Origin of the sequence: Actinosynnema sp. NPDC023658, assembly GCF_040639995.1 — a bacterium.
Classification (GTDB): domain Bacteria; phylum Actinomycetota; class Actinomycetes; order Mycobacteriales; family Pseudonocardiaceae; genus Actinosynnema.
The window spans coordinates 1-17077 of sequence record NZ_JBFAAX010000096.1 but is presented as its reverse complement, the minus strand read 5'-3'; the positions used below and the strand labels follow the sequence as shown (position 1 = coordinate 17077).

At 71.5% G+C, this 17077-nt stretch carries 18 protein-coding genes and 2 pseudogenes; 4 read left to right on the top strand and 16 right to left on the bottom strand.

Translation table 11 applies throughout. The features are described 5' to 3' along the window. Positions 1-528 precede the first annotated feature (528 nt). A pseudogene (locus tag AB0G02_RS14035) lies at positions 529-858 on the bottom strand (nucleotide pyrophosphohydrolase); the annotation flags it as partial. 119 nt (positions 859-977) lie between these two features. On the opposite strand from AB0G02_RS14035, the gene AB0G02_RS14030 reads away from it, so the two are divergent. Beyond that, positions 978-1778: an NAD(P)H-binding protein gene (locus tag AB0G02_RS14030; protein ID WP_360793605.1), complete on the top strand. Its 801-nt coding sequence runs from the start codon at positions 978-980 to the stop codon at positions 1776-1778. On the opposite strand, the gene AB0G02_RS14025 is transcribed toward AB0G02_RS14030, so the two are convergent. The 4 genes from AB0G02_RS14025 to AB0G02_RS14010 form a co-directional block, all read right to left on the bottom strand. After that, on the bottom strand, positions 1745-2392 hold the full coding sequence (locus AB0G02_RS14025; protein ID WP_360793603.1) for a class I SAM-dependent methyltransferase: 648 nt from the start codon (positions 2390-2392) through the stop codon (positions 1745-1747). The genes AB0G02_RS14030 and AB0G02_RS14025 overlap by 34 nt on opposite strands. Before the next feature lie 3 nt (positions 2393-2395). Further along, positions 2396-3415, bottom strand: a complete 1020-nt coding sequence (locus AB0G02_RS14020; protein ID WP_360793601.1) for an XRE family transcriptional regulator — start codon at positions 3413-3415, stop codon at positions 2396-2398. Between the two features lie 23 nt (positions 3416-3438). After that, a complete protein-coding gene (locus AB0G02_RS14015) occupies positions 3439-4074 on the bottom strand; it encodes a hypothetical protein (RefSeq protein ID WP_360793599.1) in 636 nt (211 codons plus the stop codon). Between the two features lie 115 nt (positions 4075-4189). Next, a complete protein-coding gene (locus AB0G02_RS14010; RefSeq protein WP_360793597.1) occupies positions 4190-5485 on the bottom strand; it encodes an NAD(P)/FAD-dependent oxidoreductase in 1296 nt (431 codons plus the stop codon). Between the two features lie 188 nt (positions 5486-5673). Between AB0G02_RS14010 and AB0G02_RS14005 the strand changes: the two genes are divergently transcribed. Both AB0G02_RS14005 and AB0G02_RS14000 read left to right on the top strand, forming a co-directional pair. Beyond that, the gene (locus AB0G02_RS14005) at positions 5674-6477 is read left to right on the top strand and encodes an alpha/beta hydrolase (RefSeq protein ID WP_360793607.1); all 804 of its coding nucleotides are present in this window, start codon (positions 5674-5676) and stop codon (positions 6475-6477) included. After that, positions 6474-7703, top strand: coding sequence for a SpoIIE family protein phosphatase (locus tag AB0G02_RS14000; protein WP_360793595.1), 1230 nt, complete (start codon positions 6474-6476; stop codon positions 7701-7703). Before AB0G02_RS14005 ends, AB0G02_RS14000 begins: the two co-directional genes overlap by 4 nt. A 37-nt stretch (positions 7704-7740) precedes the next feature. Here the strand turns inward: AB0G02_RS14000 and AB0G02_RS13995 are convergent, their stop codons facing one another. Beyond that, a complete protein-coding gene (locus AB0G02_RS13995; protein ID WP_360793594.1) occupies positions 7741-8106 on the bottom strand; it encodes a peptidase inhibitor family I36 protein in 366 nt (121 codons plus the stop codon). A 67-nt stretch (positions 8107-8173) separates the two neighbouring features. Continuing rightward, positions 8174-9028, bottom strand: coding sequence for a DUF72 domain-containing protein (locus AB0G02_RS13990; RefSeq protein WP_360793592.1), 855 nt, complete (start codon positions 9026-9028; stop codon positions 8174-8176). A gap of 141 nt (positions 9029-9169) precedes the next feature. Between AB0G02_RS13990 and AB0G02_RS13985 the strand changes: the two genes are divergently transcribed. Then, positions 9170-9907: an arylamine N-acetyltransferase gene (locus AB0G02_RS13985; RefSeq protein WP_360793590.1), complete on the top strand. Its 738-nt coding sequence runs from the start codon at positions 9170-9172 to the stop codon at positions 9905-9907. Here AB0G02_RS13985 and AB0G02_RS13980 read toward each other — a convergent pair. From AB0G02_RS13980 to AB0G02_RS13940, 9 genes and pseudogenes are all read right to left on the bottom strand, one after another. Beyond that, positions 9900-10643, bottom strand: coding sequence for a DUF72 domain-containing protein (locus AB0G02_RS13980; protein ID WP_360793588.1), 744 nt, complete (start codon positions 10641-10643; stop codon positions 9900-9902). The genes AB0G02_RS13985 and AB0G02_RS13980 overlap by 8 nt on opposite strands. A gap of 63 nt (positions 10644-10706) precedes the next feature. Further along, positions 10707-11102 carry a hypothetical protein gene (locus AB0G02_RS13975; RefSeq protein WP_360793586.1) on the bottom strand — a complete coding sequence of 132 codons (396 nt, stop codon included), beginning with the start codon at positions 11100-11102 and terminating at the stop codon, positions 10707-10709. A 244-nt stretch (positions 11103-11346) separates the two neighbouring features. Then, positions 11347-11673, bottom strand: a pseudogene (locus AB0G02_RS13970) (hypothetical protein); the annotation flags it as partial. Further along, complete coding sequence (locus AB0G02_RS13965; RefSeq protein WP_360793584.1) at positions 11628-13613, bottom strand: DUF262 domain-containing protein; 1986 nt, start codon at positions 13611-13613, stop codon at positions 11628-11630. The pseudogene AB0G02_RS13970 and the gene AB0G02_RS13965, both read right to left, overlap by 46 nt. A 95-nt stretch (positions 13614-13708) precedes the next feature. Then, the gene (locus tag AB0G02_RS13960) at positions 13709-14212 is read right to left on the bottom strand and encodes a hypothetical protein (protein ID WP_360793582.1); all 504 of its coding nucleotides are present in this window, start codon (positions 14210-14212) and stop codon (positions 13709-13711) included. After that, positions 14209-14973, bottom strand: a complete 765-nt coding sequence (locus AB0G02_RS13955; protein ID WP_360793580.1) for a hypothetical protein — start codon at positions 14971-14973, stop codon at positions 14209-14211. The genes AB0G02_RS13960 and AB0G02_RS13955 overlap by 4 nt, the downstream gene beginning before the upstream one ends. Next, positions 14970-15296, bottom strand: coding sequence for a hypothetical protein (locus tag AB0G02_RS13950; RefSeq protein WP_360793578.1), 327 nt, complete (start codon positions 15294-15296; stop codon positions 14970-14972). The genes AB0G02_RS13955 and AB0G02_RS13950 overlap by 4 nt, the downstream gene beginning before the upstream one ends. After that, positions 15293-15979: a YbaB/EbfC family nucleoid-associated protein gene (locus AB0G02_RS13945; protein ID WP_360793576.1), complete on the bottom strand. Its 687-nt coding sequence runs from the start codon at positions 15977-15979 to the stop codon at positions 15293-15295. Before AB0G02_RS13945 ends, AB0G02_RS13950 begins: the two co-directional genes overlap by 4 nt. A gap of 279 nt (positions 15980-16258) precedes the next feature. Continuing rightward, positions 16259-17077, bottom strand: an 819-nt coding sequence (locus AB0G02_RS13940) for an ESX secretion-associated protein EspG (protein ID WP_360793574.1), incomplete at its 5' end; no start/stop codon positions are given.

Sequence of the window (17077 nt, the reverse complement as noted above, 5' to 3'; positions counted from 1 at the left end):
CACTCGTGAGGGTGTGGGAGAGTAGGACGCCGCCGAACAATTTTTCGCCTTCAGGGGCACTCGATAAGTCGGGTGCCCCTGAAGGCTTTTTTGCGTTCGACGCAGGTTTCCACGCCACGGCGAACCGTCACTTTCCGGTGGCCTTCACCGCTATCCGGGCGACGTGCCCGGCGCGAGTGGGTGACGCACGGCTTGCCGGCCTTGATCGTCCATACCGTAGCCGCACGAGCACCAGCCGCGGGTGGACCGAGGAGGCGTCGGTGACGTGGAGCGGGCGCAGACGGATCACACACAGACCGTTCGGACGAAGTGGCAGGCACTCCCGTGCCCGCCCCCCTTCGTCGACCACACCGGTCTGGGCTTCGGTCGTCCTCGCGCTGGTGGTCCTGATCGCGTTGATCCTCTTACTGCTGACCTACGTGTAGCTGCTCAGTCGGCTGACCCCAGGCCCGCCGGTCCCTGGCCCGCAGACCCCGGGCCCTGGCCCGCCGGTCCCTGGCCTGCCGGCCCCACGTCCGCGGACTCGATCTCGACGGGCTTCAGGTCGCCGGTCGGGAAACGCCGTTCGTTCCGCTCGATCTTCGCGAACGCGGCTTCGATCAGGTCCACGTCCAGCTTGTCCGCCAGCCGCACCAGGTAGTGCATGACGTCGGCCAGCTCGTCCCGGACGTTCCACGCCAGCTCCGGGTCGTCCATGGCGTGCGCGGCCTGCTCGGGCGTGAGCCACTGAAACAGGTCGGTCAGCTCACCGACCTCACCGGACAACGCCATCACGAGGTTCTTCGGGGTGTGGTACTCGTCCCAGTCACGCGCGGCGGCGAACCGGCGCAGTGCGTCCCGCAGGTCTTCCAGGTTCATGCCGCAGAGCTATCACACGGTGGTCACCGGTCCGCACACGCGTACCCGGTAGACGATCGGACATGGATCCGGGACGGTGAGCGATGTTCCGTCCAGCCCGATCTTGGTTGGCTTGTCGCATGACGATCCTGGTTCTCGGAGCGACCGGCAAGACCGGTCGCCGTGTCACGTCCGCCCTCGACGCCCTCGGTGTCGCCAACCGGCCCGTGTCCCGTCGCACGGAGGTCCGCTTCGACTGGTCCGACGAGTCCACCTGGGCACGTGCGCTCGACGGGGCGACCGCCGTCTACCTCGTGCCGCCCGCCCTGAACCTGGACGACGCCCCGGTGGCGGCGTTCGTGCCCCAGGCGGTGGCCGCGGGCGTGCGGCGGATCGTGTTGTTGTCGGCGCGCGGGATCTCCCCGGACGACGGGCGCGAGCGCGCGGTGTACGAGTCCGATGTGGACTGGACGATCCTGCGGCCGACGTGGTTCGCGCAGAACTTCAGCGAGGACTACTTCCTTCCGGAGGTGCTGGCGGGTGAAGTCGTGCTGCCCGCCGGGGGGCGGGGCGCGCACCCGTTCATCGACGCGCGGGACATCGCGGACGTGGCGGTGGCGGCGTTGACGCAGGACGGGCACGAGGGTGTGGCCTACGACCTGTCGGGGCCGGAGGCGTTGACGTTCGACGAGGCGGTGGCGCGCATCGGTGAGGTGTCGGGCCGGTCGATCCGCGTGGTGGAGGTGTCGGCGGCGGACTACACCGCGCGGCTGGTGGGGGCGGGCCTCGACCCCGCTTACGCGGAGGTCCTGACGATGTCGTTGACCGCGATCCGCGGCGGCCACGACGCCGCCCTGTCCGACGGTGTGCCGTCCGTCCTCGGGCACGACGGGCGGCTGTTCGGTGACTACGTCAAGGAGTCGGCCGGCGCCTGGGCCTGAGCGAGGACGAGCAGGTGCTCCTCGTCGGGCTGGCCCTCCCGGTCGGGGGAGAAGACGGTGCTGTGGGTGTCCAGCACCGCCAGGCCCGCACGCTCGACGCGGTCGACCAGGTCAGGCGCGGCGAAACTGGTGAGGCGCACGGTGTGGCCGAGGAACGGGACTTCGAGGTCTTCGACGTCCATCGGCACGGTGAGCAGCGCCAGCACCCCGCCGGGCTTCAGCCACCGGGCGACCTTGGCCAGGACGGCGGTGACCTCGGCCCGGGTCATCTGCAGGAACGGGAAGAACGCGCACACGGCGTCCCAGCTCGCGTCCTCGGACTCCCAGTCGCGAATGTCGGCGTGCTCGAACCGGGCCCGGGGGACCTGCCGGCGGGCGATGTCGACCATGGCGGCCGACACGTCGACCCCGAGGACGTCGTGGCCGGCCGCCGTGAGGTCTTCGGCGGTGGGCCGGCCCGTGCCGCTGCCGATGTCGAGGACCCTGGCGTGGGCGGGGAGGCGTTCGAGCACCAGCCGCACCGCCTCGTCCACCGCCGGGGGACGGCCGAACGCGTCCTCGTAGCCCTGGCCGACGGCGTCGAACAGCTCGGCGGCGGTGAGCGGCTGGTCCACGGGTTACCTCCGGACGAGGGTGAGCTGGGGTCTGGTGGGGCTGCCCGCGTCGCCTTGGCCGGGCAGGGCAGTCAGCACCAGGCCGAACACCAGCCCGTTCAGCTCCTCCACGTCGAGCAGCAGCTCGCGGGCGATGGCGTGTGGCGTGGTGCCCTGGGTGCGCAGGGCGCGGAAGACCTTCGTGAGCAGCTGGGACGTCTCGCGGCGGGCCATGCCGGTGGTGCGGCGGGCCAGGTGCGCGCACACGGTCGCGTGCTGGGTCCGGGTGAGCAGGTCCAGGTCGCGCAGGCGGTGCGCCAGGGTCAGCGGGGAGACGTGCCAGGTGGTGCTGTGCGCGACGACGTGGTCGGTGAGCGCGCCGCGCGGGATCGCGCCCAGCACGCCGGCGCGGGGTAGCAGGAACGCGGTGGCGAACGCTTGCGGGTCGTCGGCGCCGGTGAGCCGGCCGAGTTCGCGGGCGGTGTCGAAGCGGGCCTGGTCGGGGGAGGCCGTCGGGTCCAGGAAGACGTACGGGGTGCCGGCGTGGCGGCAGGAGAACGGGCCGGCGGCGGCGCAGTCCTGGGGCAGGGAGAAGACGCGGACGCCGTGCGCCTCCAGCAGGTGCACCATGTTGGGCGCGGGGCGGTGGGGGATGCCCCAGCGGGCGCGCAGGGCTTCGGCCCCGGTCTCCGGGTCGGGGTGCTCCCACGTGGGCACGTCCGGTTCGGGGAACGTGAACGCGCCGGTCAGCCAGCCGTCGAAGCCGAGGGCCAGGCGGGCGGCGGCGAGGGCCGCGGTCCGCTGCCGCTGGGACGCGGGCCTGCTGAACGACACGTCGACCTCGGGCACCTCGTCGGCTTCGAGAAAGCCCGGCGGGAAGCCGAGTGCCTCGGTGAGCCTGGCCGCGGTGGCCGGTCGGGGTTGGCGGCGGCCGTGCTCGTAGTCACCGATGCTCGCCGGGCTCGTGCCCGCCTTGCGCGCCAGCTCCACCGCGGTGAGGCCGCGGCGGGTCCGGGCGAGGACGAGGCGGGAAGGCGTGAGCATGATCGCGCCATTCTCGCACCCGCCTACCGGCGCGGGGTGACGGTGACGTCGACGTCGTCGGGGCCGTTCGGGTCGCGTGGCGCGGGCAGCGGGCCGAACATCAGCGGCGGCAGCGGGATGCGGTGCGCCCACCGGTCGACGACCTGGCCCTGCGGTGTGGGCTCCGGTTGCGCGACCTCCCGCAGCACGACGAGCCGTTCGCCTTCCTGGTGCGGGTAGGTGACCAGGAACCACAGCTTCCACTCGTGCGTGTGCAGCGAGTCGAACAGGGTGAACTGGTCGCTGTCGTTGCCGCGCATCATCGCCGCGATGGCCGGGCCCTTGGCGTAGTCGCTGCGCAGCGGGGCTCCGGGCGTGCCGGTGTGGCGGTTGCCCTGGAGAGTGCCCAGCACGACCGGTCTCGTGGGGTGCTGGACCAGGCCCGCGTTCCACTTGTCGACCCGCGTCCACCCCTCCGCGACGAGGACCTCGCGCAGCCTGCCGACGCGGTGGATCCAGTCCAGCAGGCCCGCGCCGTTGGTCGGCCCGAGCGGCGGCGCGGACATCCGCGCGTCGACACCGGCCCAGATCGCCTCGTCCAGGTGGTCGATGCGCAACCCCAGCTCGGCCAGCTGGGCATGGTGCTCGGCGGTCAGCTCGGTGGCGTTGGACATCCTCATGACCGGCACGCTAGCCGTGACCACCGACAATTCCCGCCCGACCACGACCCGCCCGACCACGACCCGCCCGACCACGACCCGCCCCATCAGACCCGCCCGATCACGACCCGCCCCATCAGGCCCGGCCGACGTCGTGCCCCAGCAGGTCCCGCCGGACCGCGTCCGCGGCGCGTCGCCCGGACACCAGCGCGCCCTGGATGGAGCCGGTGTCCCGGTGGTCGCCGCACACGTACCGGCCGGGGCCGAATCGGACCGGTCGGCGCAGCGGCCGGCCCGGTCCCAACGAGGGCAGCGCGCGCGGGATCGCGTACCGCGCCACGACGTCCCACTTCCGGGTGTCCCGCCGGTACAGCTCACCGAGCCTGGTGCGGACGCGGGACTCCAGGGCGGTGCCGTCGTCGGCGGTGGCCCGGCCGGGGACGGAGGCGGAGACCAGGGCGGCGCCCGCCGGTGCGCGGCCTCCCGCGACCGCGCTGATCACCGCCGTGTTGATGAGCAGGCCGGTGCTCCCGTCCAGCAGCAGCACCGGTTCGCCGTCGTCCGGTGACGCGGCGAAGTACCAGGTCGTGACGCCGTGCCAGACCGGTTCCGGCACCGCGGGGACGAGCCGCTGGGCGGTCGTGCCGTCGGTGGCGACCACGACCGCACGCGCGCGGATCGCCGTGCCGTCCGCGAGGTCCACCCCGGCGAGGTCGGCTCGGGCGTCGTGCACCCGGTCGACCGCGCAGCGCGTCCGGATCGAGCCGGGCGGCAGTGCGCGGGCCAGCTGGCGGGGCAGCTCCGCCATCCCCGCGTCGGGCACCGCACCGCCACCGCGCAGGAAGCAGCGCCAGATCAGGTGGAACAGCCGGGCCGAGTCGCCCAGGGACGGATCGAGGAACACCCCGGCCAGGAACGGACCGAGCACCTCCCGGACCGAGCGCTCCGAGACGCCCCAGTGGGACAGCTCCGCGCGGATCGACCGGTCGGGCGACTGCCGGCGCAGCACGGCGTCGGGCGCCAGGAGGTCCCGCACCGACAGTGCGCCCAGCGCGGCCACGTCCCGCGGTCGGCCGACGGCGAACCGGGCCGCGTCGACCGCGATGGAGGCCGCGGCGGACGGTCGCCGCCACGGCGGCACGAGGTGGTAGCGGCCGGAGTCCGAGTCCGCGACCGCACCCCGCAGGAAGTACCGCAGGTCCAGGGCGGGCAGGTCGAACACCCGGCGGACCTCGGGATAGGCGGGCAGCAGCACCTGGAAACCGCGATCCAGCCGGAACCCGTCCACCTCGTCGGTGCGCACCCGGCCGCCGACGTCGTCACCGGCCTCGCACACCGTCACCGCGAGCCCTGCTCGATGCAGCCGACCGGCCGCGGCGAGTCCGGCGAGACCGGCACCCACCACCACGACGTCGACGTCCGGTTCCACCACGACCCGCCCTCCGGTCTGCCCTCCCCAGTCAACCCGAGGTGCGGCGACTCGGCATGACGACCGGTCGTCCGCGCTGTCCACCGTGCGCGACAGGTCCCCCGCGCTGTCCACCGGGCGCGACACGTCGCTCCGCGCGATCCACCGGACGCGACAGGTAGCTCCCCTCGTGGGGTGGCAGGATGGTGGCGGTGGATGTGCGCAGGCGCAACAACGTGGTCGTGACGGGTGTGGACGACGGCCCGGTCCTGGTGCTCGCGCACGGTTTCGGGTGCGACCAGAACCTGTGGCGGGCGGTGGTGCCCGCGCTCGCCGCCCGGTGCCGCGTGGTGCTGTTCGACCACGTCGGCGCGGGGCAGTCGGACCGGTCGGCCTGGGACGAGCGGCGGTACTCCACGCTCGGCGGGTACGCCCGGGACGTGCTGGAGCTCTGCCACGAGCTCGACCTGGCCGACGTGGTGTTCGTCGGCCACTCGGTGTCCGCGATGATCGGGGTGTTGGCGGCGAACGCGGAGCCCGCGCTGTTCGCCAAGCTGGTCCTGCTCACGCCGTCGCCCCGCTACGTCGACGACGGCGACTACCGCGGCGGGTTCAGCGCCGAGGACATCGAGGAGCTGCTGGACTCGCTGGACAGCAACTACCTCGGCTGGTCCGCGACGATGGCGCCGGTGATCATGGGCAACCCGGACCGCCCGGAACTGGGCGAGGAGCTGACCAACAGCTTCTGCAGCACCGACCCGGACGTGGCCAGGGTGTTCGCGCGCACGACGTTCCTGTCCGACAACCGCGCGGACCTGGCGGAGGTGTCCGTGCCGACGCTGGTGCTGGAGTGCGCGCAGGACGTGATCGCGCCGCGCGAGGTCGGCGCGTACGTCCACGCCCGGATCCCGGGGAGCACGCTGGTCACGCTCGACGCGACGGGCCACTGCCCCCAGCTCAGCGCGCCGGGGGCGACCGCGGCGGCGATCCTGGAGTACGTCACGGGCTCGTCGTGACGCACGACGCGGCGAACGGCCCCGACCACGACCACGACCACGACCAAGTGACGTTCTCGGCCCTGTTGGAGGACAGCGCGGACGACCTCTACGACAACGCGCCGTGCGGCTACCTGTCGACCCTGCTCGACGGGCAGATCGCGAAGGTGAACTCGACCCTGCTGCGCTGGCTCGGTTACGAGCGGGAGGAGCTGGTGGGTCGACGGCGGTTCGCCGACCTGCTCAACATCGGCGGCAAGCTGTACCACGAGACGCACTTCGCGCCGCTGCTCCGCATGCAGGGCGAGGTCCGCGCGGTCGCGCTGGAGATGGTCGCGGCCGACGGGACGCGGCTGCCGGTCCTGGTGAACTCCGTGGTCAAGAGGGGCTCGGACGGTGAGCCGCTGCTGATCCGCACCACGGTGTTCGACGCGAGCGACCGGCGTGCGTACGAACGGGAGCTGCTGCGCGCCCGGCAGGAGGCCGAGCGGGAGCGCGACGAGATCCGGCGGCTCGCCACCACCCTCCAGCGCACGCTGCTGCCGCCGATCCTGCCCGCCGTGCCGGGGCTGGAGACCGCCACCCACTACCACCACGCGTCACCGTTCGAGGTGGGCGGCGACTTCTACGACCTGTTCCCGCTGGCGGACGGCCGGTGGGCGTTGTTCCTCGGTGACGTGTGCGGCAAGGGCGCGGAGGCGGCGGCGGTGACCTCGCTGACCCGCTACACGCTGCGCTCGGCGGCCGTGTACGACCCCGACCCGGCCGCGGTGCTGACCAACCTCAACACCGTGCTGAGCCAGGAGCAGGACAGCGGTTACCCGCGCTTCTGCACGGTGACGTTCGGCGTGCTGGCCGTCGAGGAGGACCGCTGCACGCTCACCCTGGCCTCCGGCGGCCACCCGCCCGGCCTGCTGCTGCGCGCCGACGGCACGGTGCGGTACGTCGAGACGCCCGGTGGGCAGCTGGTCGGCATCCTGCCCGACGCGACCGTCGCCACCACGACCGTCCATCTGTACTCGGGTGACACGTTCGTGCTGTACACCGACGGCCTGGTCGAGGCCCGGACCGGTCGCGACACCCGGTACAGCGAGGAGGAGCTGCTGGAGTTCGCGACGACCCTGGCACCGACCACGGCGACGGGCGTCGTCGCCGCCCTGGTCGGCCTGCTGGACCGGTTCGGCAAGGGCGTGGAGGACGACACGGCCATCCTGGCGCTGAGCGTCCCACCGATCCTGACGGGGTGAGTCCGCCGGACCTGCGACGACGCCTCAGACCCCGCGCTCAGGGTTCCCAGACCTGGATGGCCCGCACGACGAACGGCGCGTCGGGGACGTAGGTGCCCTTGCCCGGGTAGGTGGTGAACTCGGCCTCGGTCGAGCACGTCGCCCCCTGGTAGACCGACACGTCCCGGTTCAGGCGGTTGGCGAAGGAGCGGGCCACGAAGCCGCCCGGCAGCGGGATGCACTCGCGCGGGTTCGCGGATTCCAGGTCCAGGCGGTGGGAGTCGCCCGTGTAGCCGGTGGCCGACCAGACGCAGAACTCGCCCCGGTCGCACGTCGGGTCGGACTGTCGGGCCACCGCTGTGCCGCTCGACGCCAGGGCGCCGGTGGTGAGGGCCAGCGCGGTCACCAGGCCGCGAGTCGTCATCCGGATCACCTCCACCCGGTCCAGAGTGCTGCGACCGGCGGCGTCGTGGGGGCGAGAGGGCCGCGGTTCACCTCTTCGTGTGGGCGGATCCGGGTTTCGGCAGGGCGGGACGAAGGCGTTCGGCGAGCCGGAGGGCGTCGTGGGGCGCGACCGCGTCCGTGTCGTTGTCGAAGTACACGTAGACGTCGTGGTCGGTCGCCCACGCGCGGATCTTGGCGGACCACGCGTCCAGCTCGTCGTCGGTGTAGCTGCCGACGTAGAGGGACTGGTTGCCGTGCAGCCGCACGTACGCGAAGTCCGCGGTGACGTCCTCCAGGTACGGGAACCGCCCGGCGGAGTGGGAGACGACCAGCGCGATGCCGTGCGCCCGGAGCAGGTCGTGGAACTCCGGCACCAGGAACGTCGGGTGCCGGACCTCCAGCGCGTGCCGCAGGGGCCGGTCGGCGTCGGTGGTGGTCCACGCGCGGTCCTCGGACAGGCGCTCGTCGTGCCGCTCGGCCAGCTCCGCCGCGGCGGTCGTGGTGCGGGGGAGGAGGTCGAAGAACGCGGACAGGCGGTCCGGGTCGTAGCCGAGCTTGGGCGGGAGCTGCCACAGGAACGGCCCGAGCTTGGGCCCCAGCGCCAACATGCCGGAGGCGAAGAAGTTGGCCAGCGGCGCCTCCACGTCGCGCAGCTGCTTGAGGTGGGTGATGAACCGGCCGCCCTTGACCGCGAACAGGAAGTCGTCCGGGGTCTGCCGCGCCCACGCCAGGTAGCTCGACGGGCGTTGCAGCGAGTAGAACGAGCCGTTCAGCTCGACCGACGTCATCAGCCCGGAGATGTGCTCCAGCTCGCGCCGCTGCACCAGGCCCTTCGGGTAGAACGCGCCGCGCCACGTCGGGTACACCCAACCCGACGTGCCGATGTGGACATCACCCGTCACGTCCCGGTAGTACCCCGATGATCCTCGGCGTACCCCCGGTCGTCGTGACGTTCGCCTTCCCGAACACGTGGACCCGGCCGTCCCCCGGTGGTGGCCGGGCGGGCTTGACCTCCACCGCAGTTGATGTTGGAGATTGGACCCATGGACGACCGGACGCTTGACGCCTACCTGGCGAGGATCGGCGCGACGCGCGCGAACACCCTCGTCGAGCTGCACGAACTGCACCTGGCCTCGGTGCCGTTCGAGAACCTCAGCATCCACCTGGGCGAGGAGATCGTGCTGGACGAGGACCTGCTGGTGGAGAAGATCGTCCAACGGCGGCGCGGCGGGTTCTGCTACGAGCTCAACGGCGCGTTCGCCGCCCTGCTGACCGCGTTGGGGCACGACGTGCGGATGCTGTCCGCCAAGGTGTTCAACGACGGCGTGTACAGCCAACCGTTCGCGCACATGGCGTTGCGCGTGGGCGACCTGCTGGTCGACGTCGGTTTCGGACGGTTCGGCCTGCGACCGCTGGACCTCACCCGGCGCGACGAGCAGCACGACCCCGCCGGCGTGTTCCGGATGGTCGACACGCCCGAGGGTGACGTGGACGTGCTGTTCGACGGCGTTCCCCAGTACCGCCTCGAACTGCGCCCGCGCACGCTGGACGAGTTCCGCTCGGCGTGCTGGTACCAGCAGACGTCGCCGGAGTCGCCGTTCCGGCGCGGCACGACGTGCTCGCTGCCCACGCCGACCGGGCGGATCACCATCGCGGGCACCAAGCTGATCACCACGAGCGGCGACGACAAGGTGACCGAGGAACTGGACGACGACGCGCTGCTCGACGCCTACGCCAAGCACTTCGGCATCGTGCTGGACCGCGTGCCCCGCCTCAGCTGAGCCGGTCGGCCAGCGCGAGGGCGTCGTGCGGCGCCGCGCCGCGCATCGTGTTGTCGAAGTACACGAAGACGTCCCGCGCGGCCGACCACTCGCGGACCCGGGCCGCCCAGCGGTCGAGCGCCTCGTCGGAGTAGGCGCTGACGTACAGCTCCTCGTCGCCGTGCAGCCGCGCGTAGGCGAAGTCCGCGGTCACCTCGCACAGCTCGGGGAAGCGGCCCGCGGACTCGGCGGCGACGAGCGCGACACCGTGTTGTGACAACAACTCCGCCAGTTCGGGGGTGTCCCAGCTCGGGTGGCGGATCTCCAGCGCGTGCCGGACCGGCGGGCCGGGCAGCAGGTCCAGGAACGCGGCCAGCCGCTCGGGTCGCCACGGCAGCGTCGGCGGGAGCTGCCACAGGATCGGCCCGAGCTTCGGCCCCAGGTCGAGCACGCCGGAGGCGAAGAACTCCTCCACGTCCTTGCCGACATCTCGTAATCGCTTGGTGTGCGTGATCTCGCGGTAGCCCTTCACAGCGAACACGAAGTCGTCCGGTGTGCGTTCGAACCACGACTTGTAGTCCGTCGGCTTGCGCAGCCCGTAGAACGACCCGTTGATCTCGACCGTGTCCAACCGTCGTGACAGGAACTGCAGCTCCAGGCGTTGCTGCAACCCGCGCGGGTAGAAGTCGCCGCGCCACTCGGGGTACAGCCAGCCCGACGTACCGATCTTGATACCCACGGTGACGATGTTGCCCATCTGTGCGTCGGCCGAAACGTGCGACTGCTCCGTCCGGTCCAGCGGTGGGTGCGCGCGGTCGGGTCAGAAGCCCGCGCCGTCCAGCGCACCGGTCACCACGCGGTCCACCCTGGCCTGCTGCGGATCGCGGGCCAACGCCTCGGTGCACGGGCACCCGGCCAGGTCACCGCCGCACAGGTACACGCCGAGCACGCGCAGGCTGCGCGCCGTCTGCCGCAACCGCGCCGCACCGCGCAACCGCACCTGCCCGTAGACCGCCTTCGCCAGCTGGTAGGGCACGCCGGGGCCGAGGTCGACGCACGCCTGGCTGTCCAACTCCTCCGCGACGTGCGCGAGCGGACGGCACCCGCACGACCGCGCCGACCGCACGAGCCGCTGGTCGAGCTTCGCCACCAGGCGCTTGGCCACCTCGTCCCGCCAGGCCCGGTCGGCCCGGAGGAAGGCCACCAACTCCTCCACCCGGACGGGGTCGGGCTGCGGACGGCGTGCGCGCGCTCTTCGTCGTTGCGACGTCATGACACCCAACATCGGGTGCGGCAAGGGATCGTGAGCGCCACTCACCCACCTGCGCGTGCGCACTAACCGGTCGCACTAGTGCCGTCGGCACCGAGAGACACCACCGCGCGCCGGTTCTGCGGATCCGACGCTGCGCCCACGCCCTCCAGCTCGCCCGGTCGTGTTCAGGGCCGCGGACGCACACGCCGCGCATCCCGCGTGTGAGCAGCACGCGGTAGGTGTTCCTGATCAGCTCGTGGAAGTGCGCGGTCTCCGATGTCGAGCAATCCCGCGCTCCACGCGTCGAAGAACTCGGAACCCCCGCACCGGTACCGGCCCGCCAGGTGCACCATCTGGTGCTCGTGCAGCAGGAACACCGGCACCCACGCCGGCGACGCCCGTCAAGTCCGATCGGTCGGCACTTGCGTGGACGAACCGTTGTGGGCCGCGTCGCCGTAGTTCCGGTGCCTGCCGCACGTCCGGACCTCGTCAGTCGACACTGGTCACCGGGAAGATCAGCTGCTCGCCCTCCCAACGGTCGCTCCCCGGGGCCGTGAGAGCCGCGATCGGACGGCTGTCGCCGCGCTCCCGGTCGAGCACCTTGCGCCACTCCGCCAGGGTGCCGGTGACCACGAACGGCCCGATCGACACCTCGAGCAGTTCGTCCTGCACCCGGACGGGAGTGCTCTCACCGGCGATGACCAGATCGCCGTCCACCCCTGCATCGGCGGCGGCCACCACGTCCTCCAAGTCGACGGCGGACATCGTCCCCGACCACGTACCGCTATCCGTGCGTGCCCGTGCGAGCAGGACGTCGGCACCCGTCGTGTTGTCGTACCACTCGAACTCGAGGACGGCACCGGACAGCGGGTCGGAGGACTCGGAGGCCGGGGACAGCCACACCGGCCGGAACCGCTCCAGCAGGCCTGTCATCGCGTCCGCCAGCAGGCGCCGCCGCGCGCTCAGGAACGAGCGGTAGCGGTCCGCGTCGCGCAAATCCTCGTCGAGGGGGATCAGGTGCGCGGTCAGCTCCTGGTCGCCGAGCGTCGGGAAGTACTCCCGCGGCGACCGGTGGCTGATCTTCCGGTTGGCCTTGCCGGAGATGAAGGCAAGGTTGGCCAGGTCGTTGATCTCACCCTTGCTGTACGCCTCCGCGTGGTTCTTCAGCGTGGCTTGCGGGTGGATGTGGTGGTACTCCAGCGCCTGGCTGCCCTCGGCCGCCGCCGAGATACCGATGCTGCCCCACCAGTCCTTCGCGCCCGCTTCCTTGGCGACCAGAAAGCTCAGGAAGAAGTACGGGCTACCGACGGTCCGGCCCGCGAGGTCGTCCGGTTCGACCGACAGCCCCGCGGTGACGCCCAGGTTGTCCAGCAGTCGGCGCACCGGGTCCTCCGTGCGGGCCGCCGGGATGTCCTGCCCGAGCCGGGTGTCGGTCGACCCGCTGTACCGGTTTCGGATCGTGGCCGCCAGGAACCAGAAGAGGATGGCGTCGGCCGTGCCGCCGTCCAGTTGTTCGTCCTTCCGCTCACCGAGCAGGACGATCAGCGGCAGCAGGACGACCATCGACGGCAGCAGCTTGCTGTGCGAAGCGCCGAGGTTGTTCTGCAGCAAGGGCACGAGGTGCCGGAGCCCGCGCCGCACCGTGGCCCAGCCGCGATCGAGTTCGTCGTCGGTCGCCGCCACCAGGCGTGCGTGCGACCAGGCGGAGAGGCCGCGTCCCAGCACCGCGCCGGTGAGGGCCCTGGTGAGGAACGTGACGTCGATGTCGCCGTAGCCGCGATCGGCCCAGTGCTTGGCCTCCGCCTCCAACTTCTGGAGCACGCCGGGCCACCGCGCCGACAGGGTGGCGAGCGCCAGGTCCGAGGTCTTCAGCGAGCGGCCCCCGCTGTTCACGCGCACGAAGATCTGCGTGACCTCGTCATAGGGGAAGTCGCGCAGCACTTCCATGTGGAACTTGTGGCCGGGGATGGCGGCGAGTTTCTGCAACCGCTTGCTGATCTCGCTCGGCGGGATGCCGGGATTGCGCTCGTGCAGTTCACCGACGAGCTGGTACTGGTCCGCCTCGGGCTTGAGGACGTCGTAGACCTTGATCCACCGGGGGTCCTTGGCCGTCGCCGCGCTCTGGTTCTGGAACTTCTCGGTCTCGACGTTGAAGACGATGACGGCCTGCGGGTGGTCGGTGAACACCCGGTGCAGCGACGTCACGCGCTGTTGGCCGTCCAGGAGGTAGAGCGGCACGACAGCGGGCTTGCCGGCCGGACCGCTGATTGCCGCATCCCTGGTCTGCGGCGCCTCGTCGGTCTGCCAGAAGAGCAGCGAACCCGACGGGTAGCCGCGGTAGAGCGACTCGACCAGCTTGGCCACCTGGGTCGGCTTCCACACGTAGCCGCGTTGGATCTCCGGCAGCCTGATCTCACCTTGTTCGATCTGGCTGACGAGGGTCCTGACCTCGCGTTCGGTCTTGTCAACAGGCATCCAGGCGGCTCCCGACGTGCGTCTCCGACGATGAGAACGTCATCGCTGAACGGTATTGCACCGTTATCCGGTTGATCACGCCATCCGCGATCACATCATCGAGGTGCCGGCAGCGAGGCACGACCGGCGAAGAAGAGGATGCCCGCGACCATCGCTGGAGCGGCCAGCAGCAGCAGGTACGCCCACACGCCGCCGGTGAGTCCGACCGGCCTCGCGCCGTTCCGCGCCGTCATCACCAGGAGGAACCAGGACACGGGGAGGAACAGCACCGAACCGACCCAGCCGCCCGTCAGCGCACGCCGGGCCTGCCACATCCGGAAGACGTCGAACTGCTCGCCCCACGCGTAGGACCGGGCCATCCCGATGCTGATCGAGGCCAGGAACGGCCCCAGCAGGGAGGCGCAGCCCGTGATCCAGACCAGGGCGTTGATCGGGTGGTAGGCCGTGGGCAGGGCACGCCCGAACCCCACGATCGCCGCCGCGAGCACCAGGCAGGCCACCAGACCCGCCGCCGCGAGGACGGCGCACCTGCCGCGGACCTCGCGGACGCGAGCGGCGGGTACCCAGGCGTACCGCGGTGGTGTGCCCGGGTACGTCACGAGCCGGGCCGCCAGTCGGAGCCGTCCCCGTCGACGACGCTCGCGTCCGCCAGGTCCGCGGTGTTCGGCACGGCCCACGTCGAACCGAGGTCGTGGATCTTCTGCCGGAGCGCGGACTGCTCGGTCTCAATCGTGTTGACGTGCGACTCCAGCGCCATGACCGTCGCGGCGATGACGCCGATCGTCGCGGCCACTCCTCCGACGATGAACGTGATCGCCGCGGGGATGCCGACGAGCGTGCACGCGGCGACCACCGCGCCGACGATGGAGACGACCAGGCCGGCCAGCGCGAACCCCATCGCCATCCAGAACATGTCGATCGAGTTGGCCAGGCTGTTCAGGGACGAGCGCAGTTGGCCGGCGATGTCCTTCACCGAGTTCAGCCCGGCCGCTTGTGGCGGCACCGTTGCTTGGTAGGCGCGGGCCGCTCGGCCTTCCCACTCGATCGTGGTGCGGAGCTTGTCCGGGCCGATCGTGCCCGCGATGTCTCCCAGTGCGTTGCCGACCTGCGACACCCACTGCTCGCCGACCTGCTTGAGGCGGTCGGAATCGCCCGGTTGCTCCCACAGCAGCTTCACCCGGTCCCATAGTTCGCGCAGCTTCTCGTTCAACAGCTGCATACCGCGGACGATCGGGTCGACCAGGTACTCCAGCGGGGCGGGAACCCAGCTCATGACGCTGTTGACCTGGTCGAAGAACTTCCCGGCGTGCTGGTCGACCTCCTGCGACCTCCGGTGCGCCTCCTGCACGAGCGGGTTCATCGGCCACCGCCGTCGGTGTGGACGCTGTTCATGGCGTGCAGGTTCGCTTCCTCTTCGGCTTCGTAGGTGTCCGCCGCCGCGTGGAGGGCATCCCCGAGGCCGCGGAACGCCTGGGTCGCCTGGGCGAGCATGTCCTCCAGGGCGAGGCGGGCGCTGTCGTACGTGCGGTCCAAGCCGCGGTCGACCGCCCACAGCGACAGGTCGGCGCCGGTCAGGGTCAAACCACCGATGGTGGAGCGCGGGCCGTCGAGGCCGTCGGCCGCGGTCGTCCACGCGGTGGCGTCGGACCGCATCGCTTCCAGCGCTACGGAGATGTCGGTCATGGCAGCAACCCCACTCGGCGCAGCAGTGTTCCCGGATCGCTCACCAGCGCGGTGAGCTCTGCGATGGCGGGGCTCTGCGGGCCCTGCGCCAGGTCGGAGGGGACGCTCCGGGCGCGCAGGTTCCGCAGCACTTCCAGGAACTCCTGCTGCACCTCCGTCACGCGGGCCGAGTGCGTCCAGGCGGGATCGGCCTCCAGGCCGAGGACCTGTCCCCGGTGGATGGTGCCGCGGACGTGCCCGCCCCGGCTCTCCACCGTCAGCGGACGGTCCACGACCTCGGTCATCCGCTGCGTGAACCGGGCCAGGTCGGCGCTGACGGCGTCCATCAACCGCAACGCCTGCTCGGGCGTGATGCGTTCCTCGGGCTGGGGCGGCGGTGCCGGGCGCTGTGGCGCGGGCTCGGCCGGTCGCTCGACCTGCTCGGCCAACGCCGCCATGGTGGCCGCGTTCGCAGCTTGGGTCACCGCCGAGCCCAGGGCACGAGGGTCGACCGACTGCCGCCACTGCGCGGTGATGGTCACCGACTGGACCTCGGCCAGGTCGTTCACCGCCACGGTGACCACGCCGTCCGCGTCCTGTCCCGTCAACGAGTCCTGCCGCGCCTGCTGTTCCGACGGGGACGGCCGTGGCGGCCGGTCCCCTTCATCGCCTTCCTCGAAGCCGAACCTGAATGTGCCGCTCACGTCTCCCCTTACTTTCGGTAGTCGAATCGTCTCGTAAGGTAGCGGTACGGCGAGGTGATCCGTTCGCGATTCCGGCCGGTTCCTGCGGAATCGGCCGCGGGATCCGCGTCGAACACCCGTCGGGATGAGCCGCTCCCGGACACACCCCCGCCGGGGCGCTCAGGTGCCGTCGCCCCGATCGGCGCTCTAGGCTGAACCGGTGACGCCCGAGAAACCCGTCGAGCAGATGACGATGGCGGAACTCCTGACCAACCAGGTCGACCAGGAGCCCGCCGGAGGTCAGCGAGTCGAGACCGCGTCGGTCGACGCGAGCAGTTCCGACACGGCGTGAACGAGCCGTGGCTGGTCGGCGGGGCTCAGCGTCGCCCACTCCCGGCCGTCGCGTGAGGGTCGGCGGGTGAACTGCCACCGGCCCTCGGCGGTGTCGTAGAACGACACCGCGTACGGGCCGCGCCGTCGAGGTCCCAGGCGCCCCTGCCTCGCCGCCCTCACCGCGGCGCCGAACTGGCCCATGCGCGTCACGCCGCCGAGCACCTGGCCGATCTTCTGCGCGTCGGCACGCGCGAGACCGCTGTCGCGCAACGCGTTCTCCAAGCGGGACGCGGACTGCCCGGCCACCTCGGCCGCGCGGTCGAGGTCGGCCGCGAGCACGCTGACCGATCGTGACCGGGGTGTCGGGTGCCGCGGCAGCAGGCCGACCACCGACGCGACCAGCGCGGCCTCGTCGATGCCGGCCAGGCTCAGCCCGTCGGCGGTGAGGACGGCCAGCACGGCACGCCCGCGTCCGGCGGCGCCGACCGCGCGCACGCGGGGACCTCCGTCCAGGCGCAGGCGTGCGTCCACTTCGCGTTCGGGGTGTGCCAGCAGTGCCAGCCAGTCGACGAGGCGTGGGTCGAGCTCTCCTCGTCCGGCCAGGCCCCGTGACTCCAGGGAGCGCCACGCGTCCCGGAAGAGCGCGCGGCGTTCGTCCAGGGTGGCGCCGTGGGAGGGGATGGACAGGATCGTGGGGTAGTCGCCCGGTCTCAGGTGGTCCCAGCACAGCTCGAACTCCAACCGGGACAGCATGACCGTCACCAGTCGTCTTCCCCGATCACCGGC

Coding starts and splice junctions, on each gene's coding strand:
- AB0G02_RS13965 (WP_360793584.1), bottom strand. CDS start 13,613: ATGCCTGTTGACAAGACCGAACGCGAGGTCAGGACCCTCGTCAGCCAG.
- AB0G02_RS14015 (WP_360793599.1), bottom strand. CDS start 4,074: ATGAGGATGTCCAACGCCACCGAGCTGACCGCCGAGCACCATGCCCAG.
- AB0G02_RS13985 (WP_360793590.1), top strand. CDS start 9,170: ATGGACGACCGGACGCTTGACGCCTACCTGGCGAGGATCGGCGCGACG.
- AB0G02_RS13995 (WP_360793594.1), bottom strand. CDS start 8,106: ATGACGACTCGCGGCCTGGTGACCGCGCTGGCCCTCACCACCGGCGCC.
- AB0G02_RS14020 (WP_360793601.1), bottom strand. CDS start 3,415: ATGCTCACGCCTTCCCGCCTCGTCCTCGCCCGGACCCGCCGCGGCCTC.
- AB0G02_RS14030 (WP_360793605.1), top strand. CDS start 978: ATGACGATCCTGGTTCTCGGAGCGACCGGCAAGACCGGTCGCCGTGTC.
- AB0G02_RS13955 (WP_360793580.1), bottom strand. CDS start 14,973: ATGAACCCGCTCGTGCAGGAGGCGCACCGGAGGTCGCAGGAGGTCGAC.
- AB0G02_RS13980 (WP_360793588.1), bottom strand. CDS start 10,643: ATGGGCAACATCGTCACCGTGGGTATCAAGATCGGTACGTCGGGCTGG.
- AB0G02_RS13950 (WP_360793578.1), bottom strand. CDS start 15,296: ATGACCGACATCTCCGTAGCGCTGGAAGCGATGCGGTCCGACGCCACC.